The sequence below is a fragment of the Sphingomonas sp. HDW15A genome, assembly GCF_011301715.1.
Lineage (GTDB): Bacteria > Pseudomonadota > Alphaproteobacteria > Sphingomonadales > Sphingomonadaceae > Sphingomicrobium.
On record NZ_CP049870.1, the window covers coordinates 78,864 to 94,725 of the forward strand.

12 protein-coding genes, 1 tRNA gene and 1 pseudogene are annotated in these 15,862 nt (G+C 62.0%); 7 read left to right on the forward strand and 7 right to left on the reverse strand.

All coding sequences use genetic code 11. From position 1 onward, the window contains the following. The first annotated feature begins 20 nt into the window (after nt 1–20). Nucleotides 21–1,040 carry a dihydroorotase gene (gene pyrC / locus G7076_RS00470; protein WP_166199462.1) on the forward strand — a complete coding sequence of 340 codons (1,020 nt, stop codon included), beginning with the start codon at nt 21–23 and terminating at the stop codon, nt 1,038–1,040. A gap of 44 nt (nt 1,041–1,084) precedes the next feature. Further along, nucleotides 1,085–1,177, forward strand: a tRNA-Ser gene (locus G7076_RS00475). Between the two features lie 150 nt (nt 1,178–1,327). On the opposite strand, the pseudogene G7076_RS12765 reads toward G7076_RS00475, so the two are convergent. Continuing rightward, a pseudogene (locus tag G7076_RS12765) lies at nt 1,328–1,762 on the reverse strand (amidohydrolase family protein); the annotation flags it as partial. Between the two features lie 2,940 nt (nt 1,763–4,702). Between G7076_RS12765 and G7076_RS00485 the strand changes: the two are divergent. Continuing rightward, nucleotides 4,703–5,224, forward strand: coding sequence for a sterol desaturase family protein (locus G7076_RS00485; protein WP_166199464.1), 522 nt, complete (start codon nt 4,703–4,705; stop codon nt 5,222–5,224). On the opposite strand, the gene G7076_RS00490 is transcribed toward G7076_RS00485, so the two are convergent. Genes G7076_RS00490 through crtY form a run of 3 tightly spaced genes read right to left on the reverse strand, consistent with a single transcriptional unit; the run spans nt 5,190 to nt 8,730 of the window. Continuing rightward, nucleotides 5,190–6,122, reverse strand: a complete 933-nt coding sequence (locus G7076_RS00490; protein ID WP_166199466.1) for a phytoene/squalene synthase family protein — start codon at nt 6,120–6,122, stop codon at nt 5,190–5,192. The two genes, G7076_RS00485 and G7076_RS00490, sit on opposite strands and share 35 nt — an antisense overlap. Next, nucleotides 6,119–7,591 carry a phytoene desaturase gene (locus tag G7076_RS00495; RefSeq protein ID WP_166199468.1) on the reverse strand — a complete coding sequence of 491 codons (1,473 nt, stop codon included), beginning with the start codon at nt 7,589–7,591 and terminating at the stop codon, nt 6,119–6,121. The genes G7076_RS00490 and G7076_RS00495 overlap by 4 nt, the downstream gene beginning before the upstream one ends. After that, entirely contained in the window at nt 7,588–8,730 is a 1,143-nt protein-coding gene (crtY, locus tag G7076_RS00500) for a lycopene beta-cyclase CrtY (protein ID WP_166199470.1), read from the reverse strand. The genes G7076_RS00495 and crtY overlap by 4 nt, the downstream gene beginning before the upstream one ends. A gap of 41 nt (nt 8,731–8,771) precedes the next feature. Between crtY and G7076_RS00505 the strand changes: the two genes are divergently transcribed. The 4 genes from G7076_RS00505 (at nt 8,772) to G7076_RS00520 (ending at nt 11,982) form a co-directional block, all read left to right on the forward strand. Continuing rightward, complete coding sequence (locus G7076_RS00505) at nt 8,772–9,581, forward strand: sterol desaturase family protein (protein ID WP_166199472.1); 810 nt, start codon at nt 8,772–8,774, stop codon at nt 9,579–9,581. Nucleotides 9,582–9,594: 13 nt separating this feature from the next. Then, on the forward strand, nt 9,595–9,909 hold the full coding sequence (locus G7076_RS00510) for a DUF2141 domain-containing protein (RefSeq protein WP_166199474.1): 315 nt from the start codon (nt 9,595–9,597) through the stop codon (nt 9,907–9,909). Nucleotides 9,910–10,069: 160 nt separating this feature from the next. Next, nucleotides 10,070–10,621 carry a YMGG-like glycine zipper-containing protein gene (locus G7076_RS00515; protein ID WP_166199476.1) on the forward strand — a complete coding sequence of 184 codons (552 nt, stop codon included), beginning with the start codon at nt 10,070–10,072 and terminating at the stop codon, nt 10,619–10,621. A 65-nt stretch (nt 10,622–10,686) separates the two neighbouring features. Beyond that, the gene (locus G7076_RS00520; protein WP_166199478.1) at nt 10,687–11,982 is read left to right on the forward strand and encodes a L,D-transpeptidase family protein; all 1,296 of its coding nucleotides are present in this window, start codon (nt 10,687–10,689) and stop codon (nt 11,980–11,982) included. Here the strand turns inward: G7076_RS00520 and G7076_RS00525 are convergent. The 3 genes from G7076_RS00525 to G7076_RS00535 are packed head-to-tail and all read right to left on the reverse strand — an operon-like array spanning nt 11,979 to nt 14,967. Then, on the reverse strand, nt 11,979–12,239 hold the full coding sequence (locus G7076_RS00525; RefSeq protein ID WP_166199480.1) for an energy transducer TonB: 261 nt from the start codon (nt 12,237–12,239) through the stop codon (nt 11,979–11,981). The genes G7076_RS00520 and G7076_RS00525 overlap by 4 nt on opposite strands. Continuing rightward, complete coding sequence (locus G7076_RS00530) at nt 12,224–12,682, reverse strand: hypothetical protein (protein WP_166199481.1); 459 nt, start codon at nt 12,680–12,682, stop codon at nt 12,224–12,226. The genes G7076_RS00525 and G7076_RS00530 overlap by 16 nt, the downstream gene beginning before the upstream one ends. Beyond that, on the reverse strand, nt 12,679–14,967 hold the full coding sequence (locus tag G7076_RS00535) for a bifunctional salicylyl-CoA 5-hydroxylase/oxidoreductase (RefSeq protein ID WP_166199483.1): 2,289 nt from the start codon (nt 14,965–14,967) through the stop codon (nt 12,679–12,681). The genes G7076_RS00530 and G7076_RS00535 overlap by 4 nt, the downstream gene beginning before the upstream one ends. Nucleotides 14,968–15,862 lie beyond the last annotated feature (895 nt).

Genomic DNA, 15,862 nt, shown 5'->3' on the forward strand with positions numbered 1-15,862 from the left:
CCTTTAGCTAGGGAGCGGACGTGAGCGACACAATCACCATTCGCCGACCCGACGATTGGCACGTCCACCTTCGCGACGGGCCGATGCTGGCCAGGGTCGCTCGTCACACCGCTCGTCAATTCGCCAGGGCGATCGTGATGCCCAACCTGGTCCCGCCGGTCACGACCGTCGAGCAGGCCGGCGCCTACCGTGAACGAATCCATGCCGCCGCTGGCCCCGGCTTCGCGCCTCTGATGACTGCCTATTTGACCGACCGAACCTCGCCCGAGGAGCTCTCGCGCGGCCAAGAGGAGGGGGTGTGGATCGCGGCCAAGCTTTATCCGGCCGGCGCGACGACCAACAGCGAAAGCGGCGTAACCGACATCGTCAATATTCGTCCGTGCCTCGAACGGATGCAGCAGATCGGCATGGTTCTGTGCGTCCATGGCGAGGTGACCGAGCCAGACGTGGATGTGTTTGACCGGGAGGCAGTCTTCATCGAGCGAATACTCGAGCCGATGGTACGTGATTTTCCGGCGCTGAAAGTGGTGCTTGAGCATATTACCACCCGCCAGGCAGCGGATTTCGTCGCCTCTGCTCCGGCAAACGTCGCCGCCACGATCACGCCGCAGCACCTCCATCTCAACCGCAATGCTCTGTTCGCGGGCGGGCTCCGGCCCCATGCTTATTGCCTGCCGGTCGTGAAGCGCGAAGAGCATCGCCTCGCTGTTCGCAAGGCAGCGGTGAGCGGCAGCCCCAAATATTTCCTGGGTACCGACAGTGCTCCGCATGCACGCGAAGCCAAGGAGAGCGCCTGCGGCTGTGCGGGGATCTTCAACGCGCCGTTCGCGCTAGAGAGCTATGCCGCAGTGTTCGAGGAAGAGAGCGCCCTCGATCTTCTGGAAGGCTTTGCTTCTCATCACGGTGCCGATTTCTATGGCCTTCCTCGCAACGAAGGCACGGTCACCCTCCAGCGAACCGAAGTCGTCGTTCCAGCGGAAATCGACGGCCTCGTGCCCTTCCACGCGTGCGAATCGCTCTCTTGGCGATTGGCTGGTTGAACGCGGGCGCTGCCTTCGCTACAGCCCGCCGGCTGCCGCAATCCGGAGACGTGGGTGAGTGGCTGAAACCAGCGGTTTGCTAAACCGCCGTACGGGGAATTCCCGTACCGAGGGTTCGAATCCCTCCGTCTCCGCCAGCGTTCCCTTTCAGATCAATTCCGCTCCCACCAATACGCCTGGCGGGTCCGGCTGCCGGTGACTTCCTCATTAAGCGTCATCGAGTCGTAGAGGCGCCCGCCAAGCATCACCTTGCTCACCCTCTCCGTGTTGCGGATGTTGTCCAACGGATTGGCGTCCAGCACGACGAGGTCGGCAAGCTTGCCCACCTCAAGACTACCGACATCGCGCGACAGCCCGAGTGTACGCGCGGGGTTGACCGTTGCCGCCTGCAGCGCCTGCAGTGGGGTCCAGCCGCCCTTGACGAAACTCCACATTTCCCAATGGGCGCCAATTCCGTCCTGCTGCCCATGGGCGCCGATGCTGACCGAGACACCGCGGTCGGCCAACTTGCGCGCCTCACGAGCGGCCGCAGTGTCGGCATAATCCTCTTCCGGCGCGATGACCCGCCGGGCATTCGCGGCCGCGAGGATCGTCGGGGGATATGCGCCTTGAGTAGCGGCTGCTCCCAGACATTGGTGTGCGAGCGCCAGTAGGGGTCGCCGCCGGGGCCGCCATAAGCGACGACCAGAGTTGGCGTGTAGTTGGTCTTGGTCTGCGACCACATCTGCAGCACATCTTCATAAAAGGTGCTTCCGGGCACGTTGTGCTCGACCGTCGCATTGCCGTCCTGAATCAGCGACATGTCCATGTTGAACAACGACCCGCCTTCGGGAACGACCAGCATGCTCTCCGCCTGGCCCGCAGCAACGACCATCTGGCGTTGCTCGCGCCGCGGCTGGTTGTAGTTCTTGACGCTCCACGCGCCTTGCGCCTTCAGTCGCCGGACGTGCGCCAGCGCGTCGTCGAAATTGCCGATGTCAGCGAACGCTCCGGCCGCTTTCGCTCCGTAGATGATCTCGCCGGTCGAGAATATACGCGGCGCCAAGATCAGGCCCGCGCGCTGCATCTCCGAAGCCGAAAAGACCTCGGCCGCACTGCTCGACGGGTCGTGGATCGTCGTGGTTCCCAGCGCCAGATTGACGTGGTTCGACCAGTTCTGCTGCGGGGTCATCTGGTCGACACCGTACGGCCCGTGCGCATGAGCATCGACGAAGCCGGGAACGATCGTCTTGCCGGTCAGATCGACCGTCGGAGTTCCCGCCGGCACGCTCATGGCGGCGAGCGGCCCCACCGCGACGATGCGGTCACCCTCGACTAGGAGTGCGCCATTCTCGATGACGCCGCCGTCCGGCCCGGCCATGGTCACTATCCTGGCGCCGCTCAGCAATACGCGCCCGTTCGGCCTCGCCGCAGCGACCGTCTTGCCCAGTGAAACCCCGGTCTTCGGCGGGGTGAAGCCTTCCATGAACGCCGTTCGCGTGTCGGCTGTATAGAGCGTTGGCCCAATGCTCCAATGAACCTGGGTTCCCCCGTTCGAGAAATGCAGGAAATCGCCGCCGCCGATGCTCAGCCGGGTCGTCGGCAGCGCCCCGCCCTTCAGCGCCACGCTGACGTCCTGGGCGCCTGGCATGAGCGGCATCAGGTAACCTTCGTAGTTCTGGCGGAAGGCGACGCTGGCGCCGTCCGGCGAGACCTGGAAGTCGCTGGTGAGGTCGCCCGAGGCATGTACGCGCACGGCTTCGCCCGAAAAATCGCTGCTGATCAGTTGCAGCTTGTCGTCGCCCTGCGTGATCATGAACAGGCGGTCGTTCGCCACGCCATATTGGGGGCTGAATGCGCCGCGCTTCACGAGTGTCGGTGCACCGCCCTTGACCGGGACGGAATAGACGCCGCCGTCGCGCCCCCACTGGTTCGACGTCAGATATCCGCCTTGGCCGGCTTCGAACACCAACGTTCGCCCATCGGGCGAGAAGCGCGGGCGGGAATAATGGCCGGGCTGGGTGGTCACGCTGCGGGGAGAACCGCCGCTTGCAGAGACGATCTGCACTTGCCCGAGCGTATTGTCGTTCCAGCCGACGAACGCGATCGAACGGCCGTCGCGTGACCAGGACGGGTACGCCTCGAACCGGTCTTCATTGCCGCGGGTCAGCCGTCTCGGGGCGCCGCCGCTGACCGGGCGGATCCACAACTTGCCAAGGGATTCGAAAACGACATCGCGGCCGCTGGGCGACACCTGCGCCCAACGAATCATCTTGGTTTCGAAGCTTGCCGGGGCGACTTCGATCGTCGGGTGGACCGAGTTTGCAACGATTCGGTCGTCATTCACCCGGAACGGGATTTCGCTCGAGCCGCTTCCGTCGACCCTGGCTCGGCGAAGCTTTCCGCCAGCCCAAAACACGACATCGCGACTGTCCGCGGTCCAGTCCATATTCGGATAGACGCCGGTGACAGCCCACGTCTCCTGCATGTCCTGGTCCAGCGCGTCGTAGATCTTGCGTTCGTTACCGGTGGCGAGATCGCGTACATAGAGCTTGGACTTGGCTCGTTCGCGCCGGACGAATGCGAGATACTTTCCGTCGGGTGACGGCGTCGGGCGAACGGCACCGCCAGCGCCTGCGGTTACCCGATGGGTCTGGCCGGTCGCAAGCTCGTAGCGCTCGATAGCGAACAGCTCGGTGTTGGAGTCCTGCGCGTATTCGAAGATGCCGCCAGGCGTCACGTTTCGAGTGAAATAGACGTTCTTGCCATCTGCGGAGAAAGTCGGCTCCCCGAGCTCCTTCTGATGCTTCTCGTTGGGCCGCTTGACGAGTTGGACGCCGCCGCCGCCATCGACATGGAATAGCCAGACCTCACCTGTCCCAAGGGAGCGCGCGGTGGTGAAGTGCTTCTTTGCAACGATGTAGCGTCCGTCTGGGCTCCAACTCGGCTGGTTCATCAGCCGGAAGTCTTCCTTCGTCAGTTGCTTCTTGTTCGATCCGTCGGCGCCCATGATCCAGATATTGTCGCCGCCGCCACGGTCGGACACGAACGCGATACGGCTTCCGTCCGGCGACCAGCGCGGCTGCTGTTCGTAAGCGAGGCCCTCCGCAACCCGTTGCGGGGTGCCGCCCGTGATCGGCATGACGTATATGTCACCAAGCATGTCGAACGCGACCCGGCTCCCGTCCGGAGATACATCGACATTCATCCATGTGCCCTCATCGGTGTTGATGGGCACCTTACGGGTCGTCAGCCCGCGCGGCTGCATTACATTCCATTTGGGCGGATCCATCTTTGCGGGCGCGGGATCCATAGTCGTGGGCGGCGGAACATGCTTTGTCGCCGCCTCGCTGCTCGAAGGCTCGGGCGGCGCCTGTTCCTGGGCCAGGGCCATGGCGCTGGCCGAGAGAAGAAGGCAGGCGATCGAGCAACGTGCGAGCATATGCGGTCCTACTGCTGATTGAGGATCAGGCCGCGGCAGTGCACGTCCCATCCAACGGATGTGCACGAACGTTGGTTGACGGCTGGCGAAAGGTCAATTGCCCCTTTTCCGGCACTCAGGCGGGGCTCTGGGGATATGCATCCGGAACAGGGGCGGCGACAGTTGATCTCGGTCAATGTCGAGCGGAAAAGAGACCGGTAAGGCTGGCGGCGTTCAAATCTCGCCTGCTATATGGGGGCCGATGTATTATCTCATTCTGATCTGGCTGGCGACCGTCGCGTTCATGGAGGGATTCGCCTACGTCATGCATCGTTGGGTGATGCATGGTCCCGGTTGGGTGCTTCACAAGAGTCACCATCGGCCGCGTACGGGCCAGTTCGAACTCAATGATCTTTACGGCGCAATTTTCGCCATCCCTTCGATCGTTCTGATCTATGGTGGAACGGTCGCGGGCTGGGGCGACTGGGCGACCGCCGTCGGTGTTGGAATCGCGACGTACGGAGCAATCTATTTCGGCTTCCACGACGTGATCGTCCACAAGCGAGTAGGCCACACCTACGTGCCCCGTTCCACTTACATGAAGCGGATTGTGCAAGCGCACCGGATGCATCATGCACTCGAAAGCAAGAAGCACGGCATCAGCTTCGGCTTCCTGGTGGCGCCGCGGATCGACACGCTCAAGAGGCAATTGGCCGAAAGCGAGGCCCGCTTGCGCAAGCCGGCCGGGATCAGGCCGGCCGGGTCCACAGACCTTCCCGCTTAGCATTGGGAGCAGGCCAGACAGCTTGCGCCAGCGCGAGTGCAAATTCCTCGAGCTTTTCGGAATCGGTCACGATGGTTCGGCTCTGCCAGGCGGAGGATCCGCGCGAGACCACCTTTTCCCCGATCGCGCCGTAGACGTTCGACGCTGCCAGCACCGCCAGGCGTGAGCGCAGAGGAAGGCGGCGGGCGCCCACCCGTGCCGAGGCCCGGTACGCTCGCGACAGATCGACGAGGCGGGCGGCTAGCGATGCAATGCCGTCGCCATTGGCGGGATCGGCGAGCGCTTTCTCATCAAGCTCGGCATCGGCGAGCCACTCCTGAGGCAGATAAACGCGGCCTTCGCGCGCGTCGGCGACGATATCGCGGGCAATGTTGGCAAGCTGAAAGGCAATTCCGAGATCGCTGGCGCGATCGAGCGTATCCTTGTCTTCGGGGTCCACACCCATCACCAGCGCCATCATCACGCCAACCGCTCCGGCGACGTGAAAACAGTAGCGCAGCAGGTCATCGGTAGTGTCTGGCCGCCACCCCTTAGCGTCAAGGGCGAAGCCGTCGAGATGGTCGTGCGCTGCGCGCGGCGGAATTTCGCATTCGCGGGCGACGATACCGAAGGCATCGAAGGGCGCGACTCCGGTGGTCTCGCCGGCCAGTGCCCGGTCGGTCAGCGAAACAATCTTCCGGTACGCCGTCTTGGGATTGGCCGGCGCCGTCATGTGGTGGCCCAGTACCTGTCCGTCGATCAGGTCGTCGCAGGCGCGGCACCACGCGTAAAGTAACCACGCCCGTTCGCGCGTTCTTTCATCGAACAGCGCCGAGGCGCTTCGAAAGCTTTTCGAGCCGCGGGCAATGATTTCCTGAGCGGCAATGACGAGTGCCGCTCGGTCCGGCGCATCGCTCATCCGACGATCAGGCCCGCCGTTGCCTTCGCGCTGCCGACCACACCTGGAATTCCCGCGCCGGGATGAGTGCCAGCTCCGACGAAATAAAGATTTTCGAGCACGTCATCGCGATTGTGGACCCGGAAATAGGCGCTCTGCGTCAGCACGGGCTCAAGGGAGAAAGCGCTGCCCAGATGTGCGCCTAGGTCGGTTTCGAAATCCGCCGGCGTGTAATGGAAGATGGTCCGGATACGCTGGCGGATGTCAGGGATCAGCAATTTCTCGATCCGGTCGAGCACGACTTCGCGATAGGCGGCACCCTCCACATCCCAGTCGCGGTCCATCTTGCCGCGATGCGGGACGGGAGCGAGCGCATAAAAGGTCGAGCAACCCGGCGGGGCCATCGATGGGTCGGTGGCGGTTGGCTTGTGCAGGTAGAGCGAGGGATCGCTAGCTAGCACGCCATGCTTGTAGATGTCGTCGAGTAGAGGGCCGTAACGATCCGAGAACAGAATCGAATGATGCGCGATATCCGGGAAATCGCCGTCCAGTCCGAAGTGGACGACAAACAGGCTGGGGGAGAATTTCCTCCGCTTGAGCCTCTTTTCCATCGTCGTGCCACGGCGATGGCTCTTGATCAGGCCGTAGCTGTGGACGACGTCGCCATTGGTCGCGACGATGTCGGCGGCCAGCGTCCCCTTGGCAGTCCTCACGCCGGTAACGCGGTCGCCAGCCGTCGTGATTTCCTCGACGGGTTCATCGAGCCGAAGAGTCCCGCCGAGGCGTTCAAACAGGTTCACCATGCCAGCGATCAGCGCGTTGGTGCCGCCTTTCGCGAACCACACGCCGCCATCGCGCTCCAGCTTGTGAATGAGGGCGTAGATGCTGCTGGTGTTCATCGGGTTGCCGCCGACCAGCAAGGTATGGAAGCTCAGCGCTTCACGCAGCTTCTCGTTCTTCACGAAGCTTGCGACGATCGAATACACGCTCCGCCATGCCTGGTAGCGAGCCAGCGCCGGTGCCGCCTTGATCATCGAAGCGAAGTCGAGGAACGGCACTGCGCCGAGCTTGACGTAGCCCTCCTCGAAGACGCCGGCGGAGTAGCGCAGGAACTTGCGGTAACCGTCCACGTCGGCGGGATTAAGCGCCGCGATTTGCTTCGTCAGGCTGGCATCGTCGTTCGAATAGTCGAAGATCGTCCCGTCGTTCCACATCAGTCTATAGAAGGGCATTACCGGTTCCAGCGTCACGTCGTCGGCCAGCTTGTGCCCGGACAGTGCCCACAATTCCTCCAGGCAATCCGGGTCGGTAATCACCGTCGGACCGGCGTCGAAGGTGAAGCCGTCTTTCCTCCAGACGTAGGCCCGTCCACCCGGCTTGTCGCGCGCCTCGATAATCGTCGTCGCGATCCCCGCCGATTGAAGACGGATGGCCAGCGCGAGACCGCCGAAACCCGCGCCGATTACGATTGCTGAGCGGGGCCGGGTCATGCGGCAAGCGCCTTTAGGGCGCGTCCTACGGGCACCGGCGGCTTCCCGGTGAGAACCCGCAGCTTGTCAGCGAATGAAAGTCTTCCGGCGTAGAATCGGCCGATCATGTCGTCCGGGAGGCGATAAAAATGTTCGAACACACGTACCCTTTCATGAGGCTTTGCGGCCCGGAACAACATTCGGTTTAATGCGCGGAAAAAGCGGCCGGCGCGCCAGTGATCGAGAAAACGGCTTCGAGTCCATCTGGCCAGTGCGGGACCGGAAAAGTCGTCGAGGCGTGCCAGTGCCATGGCGTTCGATACCGCCAGCGGCAGCGAGTAGCCGGTCGTCGGGTGGAAAAAGCCACCCGCAATTCCCAACCGCGGCACAGGATCCTCTTTCGGCCAGAAGGCGTCAGGGTCACCATCGAGGAGCACAGGTAGAACCCCGATTTCTTCCCGAATCTCTTCGCCGTTCCAACCATTGCTCGCCGCATAATCGTGGATCCGTCGCTTAATCGTTCCAAGGTTCAGCTTGGCAGTGTCCGAGTAATACGTATCCTCGATCAGCAACCGGTCCTCGCTGAACGGCAGTGAATATAAAAAGCGATAGCCGTCGATCTGTTCGACCGTCGCGTCCATGATGATCGGCGTGGCTAAGCCGTGAGCTTCGGACCGAAGCTCGATCCCAACGAACTTCTGCCACGCGAGCTCGAGGCCTGGCATCTTCTCCGACGGCCCGCGCGCGTCGATGACTCCGCATGCCCGAACGGCCCCTCCGCCATCCACCGTGATCCCCTCTGTCCCAATCGACGCGATCCTTGTTCCGACGCGATATTGCTTCGGATCGAGCCGCTTTCGCACCAGCCGATCGAGATTCTCGGAATGAATGCTATTGTAGCCGAAGCCAAGGTTGCGGACGCGGTTGGGGAAATGGACCTGATGTGATGGCCAGCGCGCAGGCCGTAGGGGCGCGACCACCGCGGCTCCATCGGGATCGAGGTCGCCGTCGAAATAGGACCAGACGTGATTTCCGCCGAAAGTCTCTCCGCCCTCGACCAGAAGCAGCGGCAACTCGGGCCGACGCTCCGCAAGGGCTAAAGCTGCAAGAGCCCCGGCCAGTCCTCCACCGACGATGACCAGAGGATCGCGTCGCTCCATCTTCTCGCCATAGGGGGAAGCCACTGGTAAGGGAACCGTCGATGACGGCAAATCTGTCCACCTTTTGGCCCGCCGCCGCAGCTGCTGCGGCGATGACAGCGATCATGGCCGGCCGCTACTTGCTGTCGAGCGGCGGCTTCGCCCTGCTTACCAGATATCGCAAGCCCGGCCTGTATCGCGGTCTCGACGGCCAGATCCGTTCGGAGATTTTCTGGTCCCTGGTCAGCGCAGCGATCTACGGAATCCCTGCCGGAATTGTCGCCTGGGGGTGGCAGGAGCGGGGCTGGACGCAAATTTATACTCGAGCAGATGCTTACCCCCTGTGGTGGATTCCCGCCTCCGTCCTCGCCTATCTGCTGATACACGACGCGTGGTTTTACTGGACTCATCGCCTGATGCACGTTCCGTGGATCTATCGCCGCGCCCATTCCGTTCATCATGCGAGCCACCCTCCCACGGCGTGGGCAGCCATGAGCTTCCATCCGTGGGAAACGCTGACGGGCGCGGTCGTAATTCCCGCGCTCGTTCTCACCATTCCCATTCACGTCGGCGCGCTTCTAGTTGTTCTGATCATTATGACGGTGATGGGCATCACGAATCACATGGGCTGGGAGATGTTTCCTAAAGCTCTGGTTCAAGGAGCGGCAGGAAAGTGGCTGATAACTGCAAGCCATCATCAGCTTCATCACCAAAGGAACAAGTGCAATTATGGCCTCTACTTCCGCTTCTGGGATCGCCTCTGCGGCACTGATCGCGGCCTTGGCAGTTTCGAGCCCGGCCGCATCTCAAGCCGGCGGGCAAAGCCAGCAGGCCAGTCACTCGATCGCAGTGGAGATCGACGGGCTGCGTGACTCGAAAGGGGTTGTGCATATCTGCCTGACGGGTCGCGCCGACGCTTTCCCCGTCTGTGCCCCAGGATCGCAAAAGGCATCGATTCCCGCTCGGAAGGGCGCGATTCGTTACGAGTTTTCTAACATTCCCGACGGCGATTATGCCGTGGCGGCCTTCCACGATGCCAACGGCAATGGGATACTCGACAAGATGGTGGGGATGCCTCGCGAAGGCTTCGCTTTCTCACAGAACCCCCCACTTCGGCCGCGGGCCCCGACGTTCAAGGAGTGCAGTTTCACCTTGAAGGGCCACGGCGCACTCCACCTCAAGATGCGCTACATCCTCTAAAACCTTTCGGCGCGTCGTTACGGCGCCGCATCGCATTCTCATGAGGATTCGGAACCGGAACGGAAAAGCGTCGTTCATTCGCCGCGTGGTCGCTGCCGGCTCGAGGGCGGGGGTCTGGCGCACTCAGCGATCGCGCAAGGACAAATGAGGGAGATCGATAATGAAGAAAACTTTTGCTGCCGCCCTGATGGCCGGCACACTTTCGCTGGCGGCTTGCACCTCGGTCGACGATGCCCGCCTTGCGGACGTTGGAACGGGTGCTGCTGTCGGCGCGGCCGGCGGCGCGGCGCTCGGCGCTGTCGTTGGCGGCGTAAGCCCGATTGAAGGCGCAGTGGTTGGTGCAGCGGTCGGCGGACTCGCGGGCGCGGTCTGGTCGGATTCCAACAATGACGGTTATGCCGACGGCTACACGCAGAACGGCACCTATTACCAGGGTCGCCCGTCGGTTCTTGGCGGCGCAGCTACCGGCGCTGTCGCTGGCGGCGCGCTCGGCGCGGCTGCTGGAGCCGTCATTCCCGGCGTTAGCGTTCTCGAGGGCGCGATTGCCGGTGCTGTAGTCGGCGGTCTCGCCGGTGCGATCTGGGCTGACCAGAACCGCGACGGCCGAGTCGACGGCTATACCTACAACGGCCAATATTATCAGGGCACGCCAACGACGAATCCGCCGGCGTCCACGATGCCGCCGTCCACCTATTCTGGTGAGCGGGGCTAACGATCATCAAGGGTCTGCCCTTGAACGTGACTCGCGCCGGACGCCTTTCGCGTCCGGCGCGTTTCATGTTGGCAGCCTTCGCTGTCGTGGTCGCGCAAGCGCCGCTGGCGAGCACGGCGTCGGCCTACGTCGCTGCCGAAGTCGCGGCGCCTTCCATTGAAAGTTTCTACGCTACGCGCGGTGGCCGGCTGATCTGGTTCGGTCCCACACTGACCGACACCTCGGCTGCCACGGCGTTCATCGAACTGTTGCGAAGCGCCGATGCAGATGGGCTTAACCCGCAATCCTACCCGATCGCCGCCTTGGAAGATGCGATACGCGGCTTGCAGGCGAAAGATTTCCCGTCGATTGCGCGCGCGGACCGCCTGTTCAGCGAAGTCCTGGTCCGCTTCGCGCGCGACCTGCGCCGCGACTCCACGGGTGAGATGATCTGGGTCGACCAGAGTCTAAGACCTGCCGCTGCGTCGCCCGAAAAGCTGCTCAATGACTTCGCCTCGGCAGGCTCTCAGCGCGAATACATCGCGGAAATGCGGTGGATGAACCCGGTTTACGTCGGACTGCGCGATGCTCTTCTGAGCGGCGGTCAGAAGAGCGGGCAGGACCAGGTTCTGCGCTTGAATCTCGAACGCGCGCGCGTACTTCCGATGCCGATCGGGCGCTATCTCATCGTCAACGCCTCCGCTGCCCGGCTGACGCTTTACGACGGTGCGCGCGAGGTCGACTCGATGAAGGTGGTCGTGGGCAAGCGGACCCAGGCCACGCCGATGATGGCGGCCTTTATTCGCTACACTTCCCTGAACCCATATTGGAACGTGCCGCCCGATCTCACTGCGGAGCGGATTGCTCCGAACGTTGTGAAAGAAGGCCTCTCCTATCTCGAGAAGAAGGGCTATCAGGTCCTGTCGAGCTGGGGCGACGACGCCCGGATACTCGATCCCGCGACAATCGACTGGCAGACGGTCGCCGATGGCCGGGCGGAAATCCGGGTCCGCCAGCTGCCGGGCCCCGAGAACGCCATGGGGCAGATGAAATTCATGTTTCCGAATTCGCAGGGCGTCTATCTCCACGACACGCCGCAAAAGGAGCTTCTTGCCGAGGCGTCGCGAATGTTCAGTGGCGGCTGTGTCAGGCTTGAAGATGCGCCACGCTTGGCTCGCTGGCTGCATGGCCGAGCGCTCGAACCCTCGGGGGCGGCGCCGGAACAGCATGTCGACATGAAGGATCCGGTGCCGGTTTTCATCACCTATCTCACCGCCGTGCCGGAAGAGGGTAAGATCGCCTACTATCGCGATGTATACGGACGCGACGCACAGGCGTTAGCCAAGCTGGGCACTGGGTCGACGCTGGCTAGCCGGCACTAGCGGCCCCAACGTGCGACGTAGTTGACGTCCTGATACAATAAGGTGCCGTCCGCTTCGCGGGCTGGGCGGAAGCGAAGCCGTCTCGTCAGCATGTCGCAAAGCGTTGAATCGATCCGCGCGCTCCCGCTGCTGGTCGCCGTTCGACAGCGGGCGACCCGGCCATTGGTGTCTACCAGCAGGGTGAAGACAGCTGTACCCTGCTCGATGTCGCGGCCTGCGATCGCGCGATAGTCGCGGTTGCTTATCCGTCCTGCCACGAGCAGCGCGCCGGTCCGGCCGGCACCGAGGCCGGTTCCACTTCCACCCGTTCCAGCCCCGACCCGCCGGCTCCCGGCCCCGTCCCGCTGTCCGCATTTCCGGTCGACGGATTGCTTCCGGTGCCGGGCGTCGGCGCAGCGATGACCGGTGTCGGTCGGGGGAGGGGGGAAGGCAGGGCTACGACAGGGCTGGGCTCGGCCTTCTTGCCTTCGACACCTTCCTCCTGCCGGACCTTGTGCTCCACTTTTCGCCGTTCCGTGAGCGGCCGGGGCGGAGGCGGCAAAGCCACGTCGTAAGTTTCCAGAATATTTTCGCGGCGGTCGTCTTCGCGAAGCGCGAGCCCGGTGACGAAAGCAATTCCAACGAACAGGTTCACTGCGATCGCGGCGGCTGCGGCCCGGGCTCGCTCGGCCGATGTTTCGAACGAATGGCGCCCGCTCACGGCTGCCTCTTCAGCTCCGCCTCCCGCTGCAGCAAACGCGACAGTTGCGCCATGCCATTGAGATATGGCGGGGGAACGAAGATCTCACGATAGTCCTGGGACGCAGCAGCCCTAAGCGTCCACATCGGATCGATCAGGTGCGGCCTTGCAAGTGCGACAAGGTCAGCCCGGCCCGAAGCGAGGATTGCATTGGCGTGATCGAACTCGGTGATGTTGCCGACCGCCATAGTCGCAAGCTTGGCCTCATTCCGGATCTTGTCCGAGAAGGGCGTCTGGAACATTCGACCGTACACCGGCTTGGCGTCCGCCCAAGTCTGGCCTGCCGACACGTCGATGAGGTCCGCTCCAGCATCGGCAAACGCGCGAGCGATTTCTACTGCCTCGTCCGGAGTAACGCCGTCGTCGCCAGCCCAGTCGGTGGCGGAAATTCGAACGGACATGGGCCGTTCCTGAGGCCAGGCGTCTCGCATCGCTCGAAATATCTCGAGCGGAAAACGCAGCCGGTTCGCCAAGGTGCCGCCATAGTCGTCGGTACGCCGGTTCTGGAGCGGCGTGATGAAGCTGGAAAGCAAATAACCGTGGGCCGCATGAAGCTCGATCATGTCGAATCCCGCTTCGATGCCGCGCCGGGTTGCGGCTACGAACTGGTCGCGAACGAGATCCATGTCCTTTCGAGTCATTGGCCTCGGCACCTGACTGGTCGGAGCCCATGGGACATCGCTTGCGGCGATCAGCGGCCAATTACCCTGCGCCAGTGGAGCGTCCATCTTCTCCCATCCTAGCTGGGTGGAGCCCTTGCCGCCCGAATGGCCTAGCTGAAGACAGATCTTCGCTTCGCCATGCTGGTGCGCATAGTTCGTTATCCGCTGCCATGCCTCCGTCTGCTCGTCGCTCCACAATCCCGTGCAGCCGGGCGTGATACGTCCGGTTGGCGACACGCAGGTCATTTCCGTGAATACCAGCCCCGCGCCGCCCATGGCCCGCGACCCGTAGTGGACAAGGTGAAAGTCGTTCGGGACGCCCTCGACCGCTGAATAAGTCGCCATCGGCGAAACAACGACGCGATTGGCGATGTCCATCTGTCGCAAGCGGAATGGCGCGAACATCGGCGGTGCTGCCCGTTCGGAGCCTGTGGCCTTCTCCCAGAAGCGTTTTTCGATCCCGCCGAGCCATGCCTTGTCGCGAAGCCGCAAATTCTCGTGACTGATCCGCTGGCTGCGGGTCATCAGCGAATAAGCGAACTGCCACGGTTCAAAGCCAAGGTACCGCTCCACCGTTTCGAACCATTCCGTGGAGTTGCGCGCACTGTTCTGAAGTTTGACCACCTCAAGCGCGCGTTCCTCCTGATATTCGGCTAGCGCTTCTTCCGGCGCGAGAGATGGCCGGTTGAGCACTTCGGCCAGCTTGATGGCGTCTTCTAGCGCGAGCTTCGTCCCAGAGCCGATTGAGAAGTGCGCCGTATGGGCAGCATCGCCAAGGAGAACGATCTTCCCTGCACTCCACTTTCGGCAGGAAATTCGCTTGAAATTGAGCCAGGCCGCCGATCCCCGCAAATGGGCAGCGTTGGAGATCAGCCGATGGCCGCCCAAGTATCGGGCGAAAATATTCTCGCACAGCGCGATCGATTCCTCGGAATCCATTCTGTCGAGGCCAAGCCCCTTCCAGGTTTGCTCCGAACATTCGACGATGAACGTCGAGCAGTCGTCGGAGAACCGGTAGGCGTGGGCCCAGATCCAGCCGGCTTCGGTTTCTTCAAAAGCGAAGGTGAAGGCGTCGAACAGCTTGTCCGTTCCCAGCCAAATGAACTTGTTGGCGCGGGTTTCGACCTCGACTTGGAAGGCATCGGCCATGCGATCGCGAATGCGGCTGTTGATTCCGTCGGCTGCAATTACGAGGTCATATTCAGTGAGGGTGAGGTCGAGGTCGCATTCCGTCCCGAAGTGGAGCGATACCCCCAGCTGCTCTGCGCGGTGCGAGAGAATCTCCAGCAGGTCCTTTCGCCCGATTCCCACGAAACCGTGACCTGACGAGCGTTCGACCTGTCCGCGAAGATGGACCTCAATATCATCCCAGTGCGCAAAGCCCTCAGCGATGCTCTGGGCGGAGTCGGGGTCGTTGGCCTGAAGATTCTCCAGCGTCTGGTCTGAGAACACGACGCCCCATCCGAAGGTGACACCGCGCGCGTTGCGCTCGAAGACATCGATCTGATGATCCCGATTTCTCAGTTTCATGGAAATCGCGAAATAGAGCCCGGCTGGCCCTCCGCCGATGCAAGCGATCTTCATGGCTCGCAACCCTAGCGCCGAGTTACAGGGCGGCAATGGAATTCGGGTTTGGCGCCCTTCCGATGATCGCGACTCGGGAAATGACGATTGATTCGCTGCCACCGCGGGAGCCCAACGCCCCGGAATCGCTCATTTCGTCCCGATTCGGAACGCTGGACGGAATTTTTTCGCAGTGAAATTGCGGGCCGAGCGGACTCGTATTTCCTACTCAAAAATCTCTCTGTGCCCCGATTAACTTGTCATAAATCATCTTTGCAAAATTAACAGAGGTTTACCATACAACAACAAGACGATTACACGTCTAGTATTACTCACCTAAAAACTCGGCTATTCTCTCGTAGCATGAATAGCATCAGGCAAAGGCGCCGCGTGATCCCAACAATAGTAGTAGAGAAGTAGCCCAACGTTAATCATTTTTAGTTGAGATTGTAAAAGATTCAGATTCAAAACCGATCGTCTAACGCGCTCCTTCCGCTTGCTTTTTTTACGTTGCAGTGTTTGCTTCAACACGGATGCGGGAGACTTGAGCGAGCTGTTAACCATTCTTGGTTAACTGGCCCGACCCCTTTTCCCGCGAAACAGGACGGCTCCTCCGGGCGCCACGGCAAAGGTGGGTTATGCGAAACGAAGATGCTTCCCAGGCGGGTCTGAACGAATCCGGCACGGTCAACGCACGTGACGATGCCGACCACCTCGCGGCCAAGGATTTCGGTCCAGCCACTGGAAATCTCATCACCGGCGCGGGCACCATCAACGGTTCCGCAGGAACGGATATCGGCGGCGCCGATGCCAGGATCGTTGCAGTCGAGGGCTCGGGCGGATCCGACACCACTTTCTCCGCAGGGAAGCTCGAGGTCGCGGGCCAATATGGAACGCTGACGATCGATGCCGACGG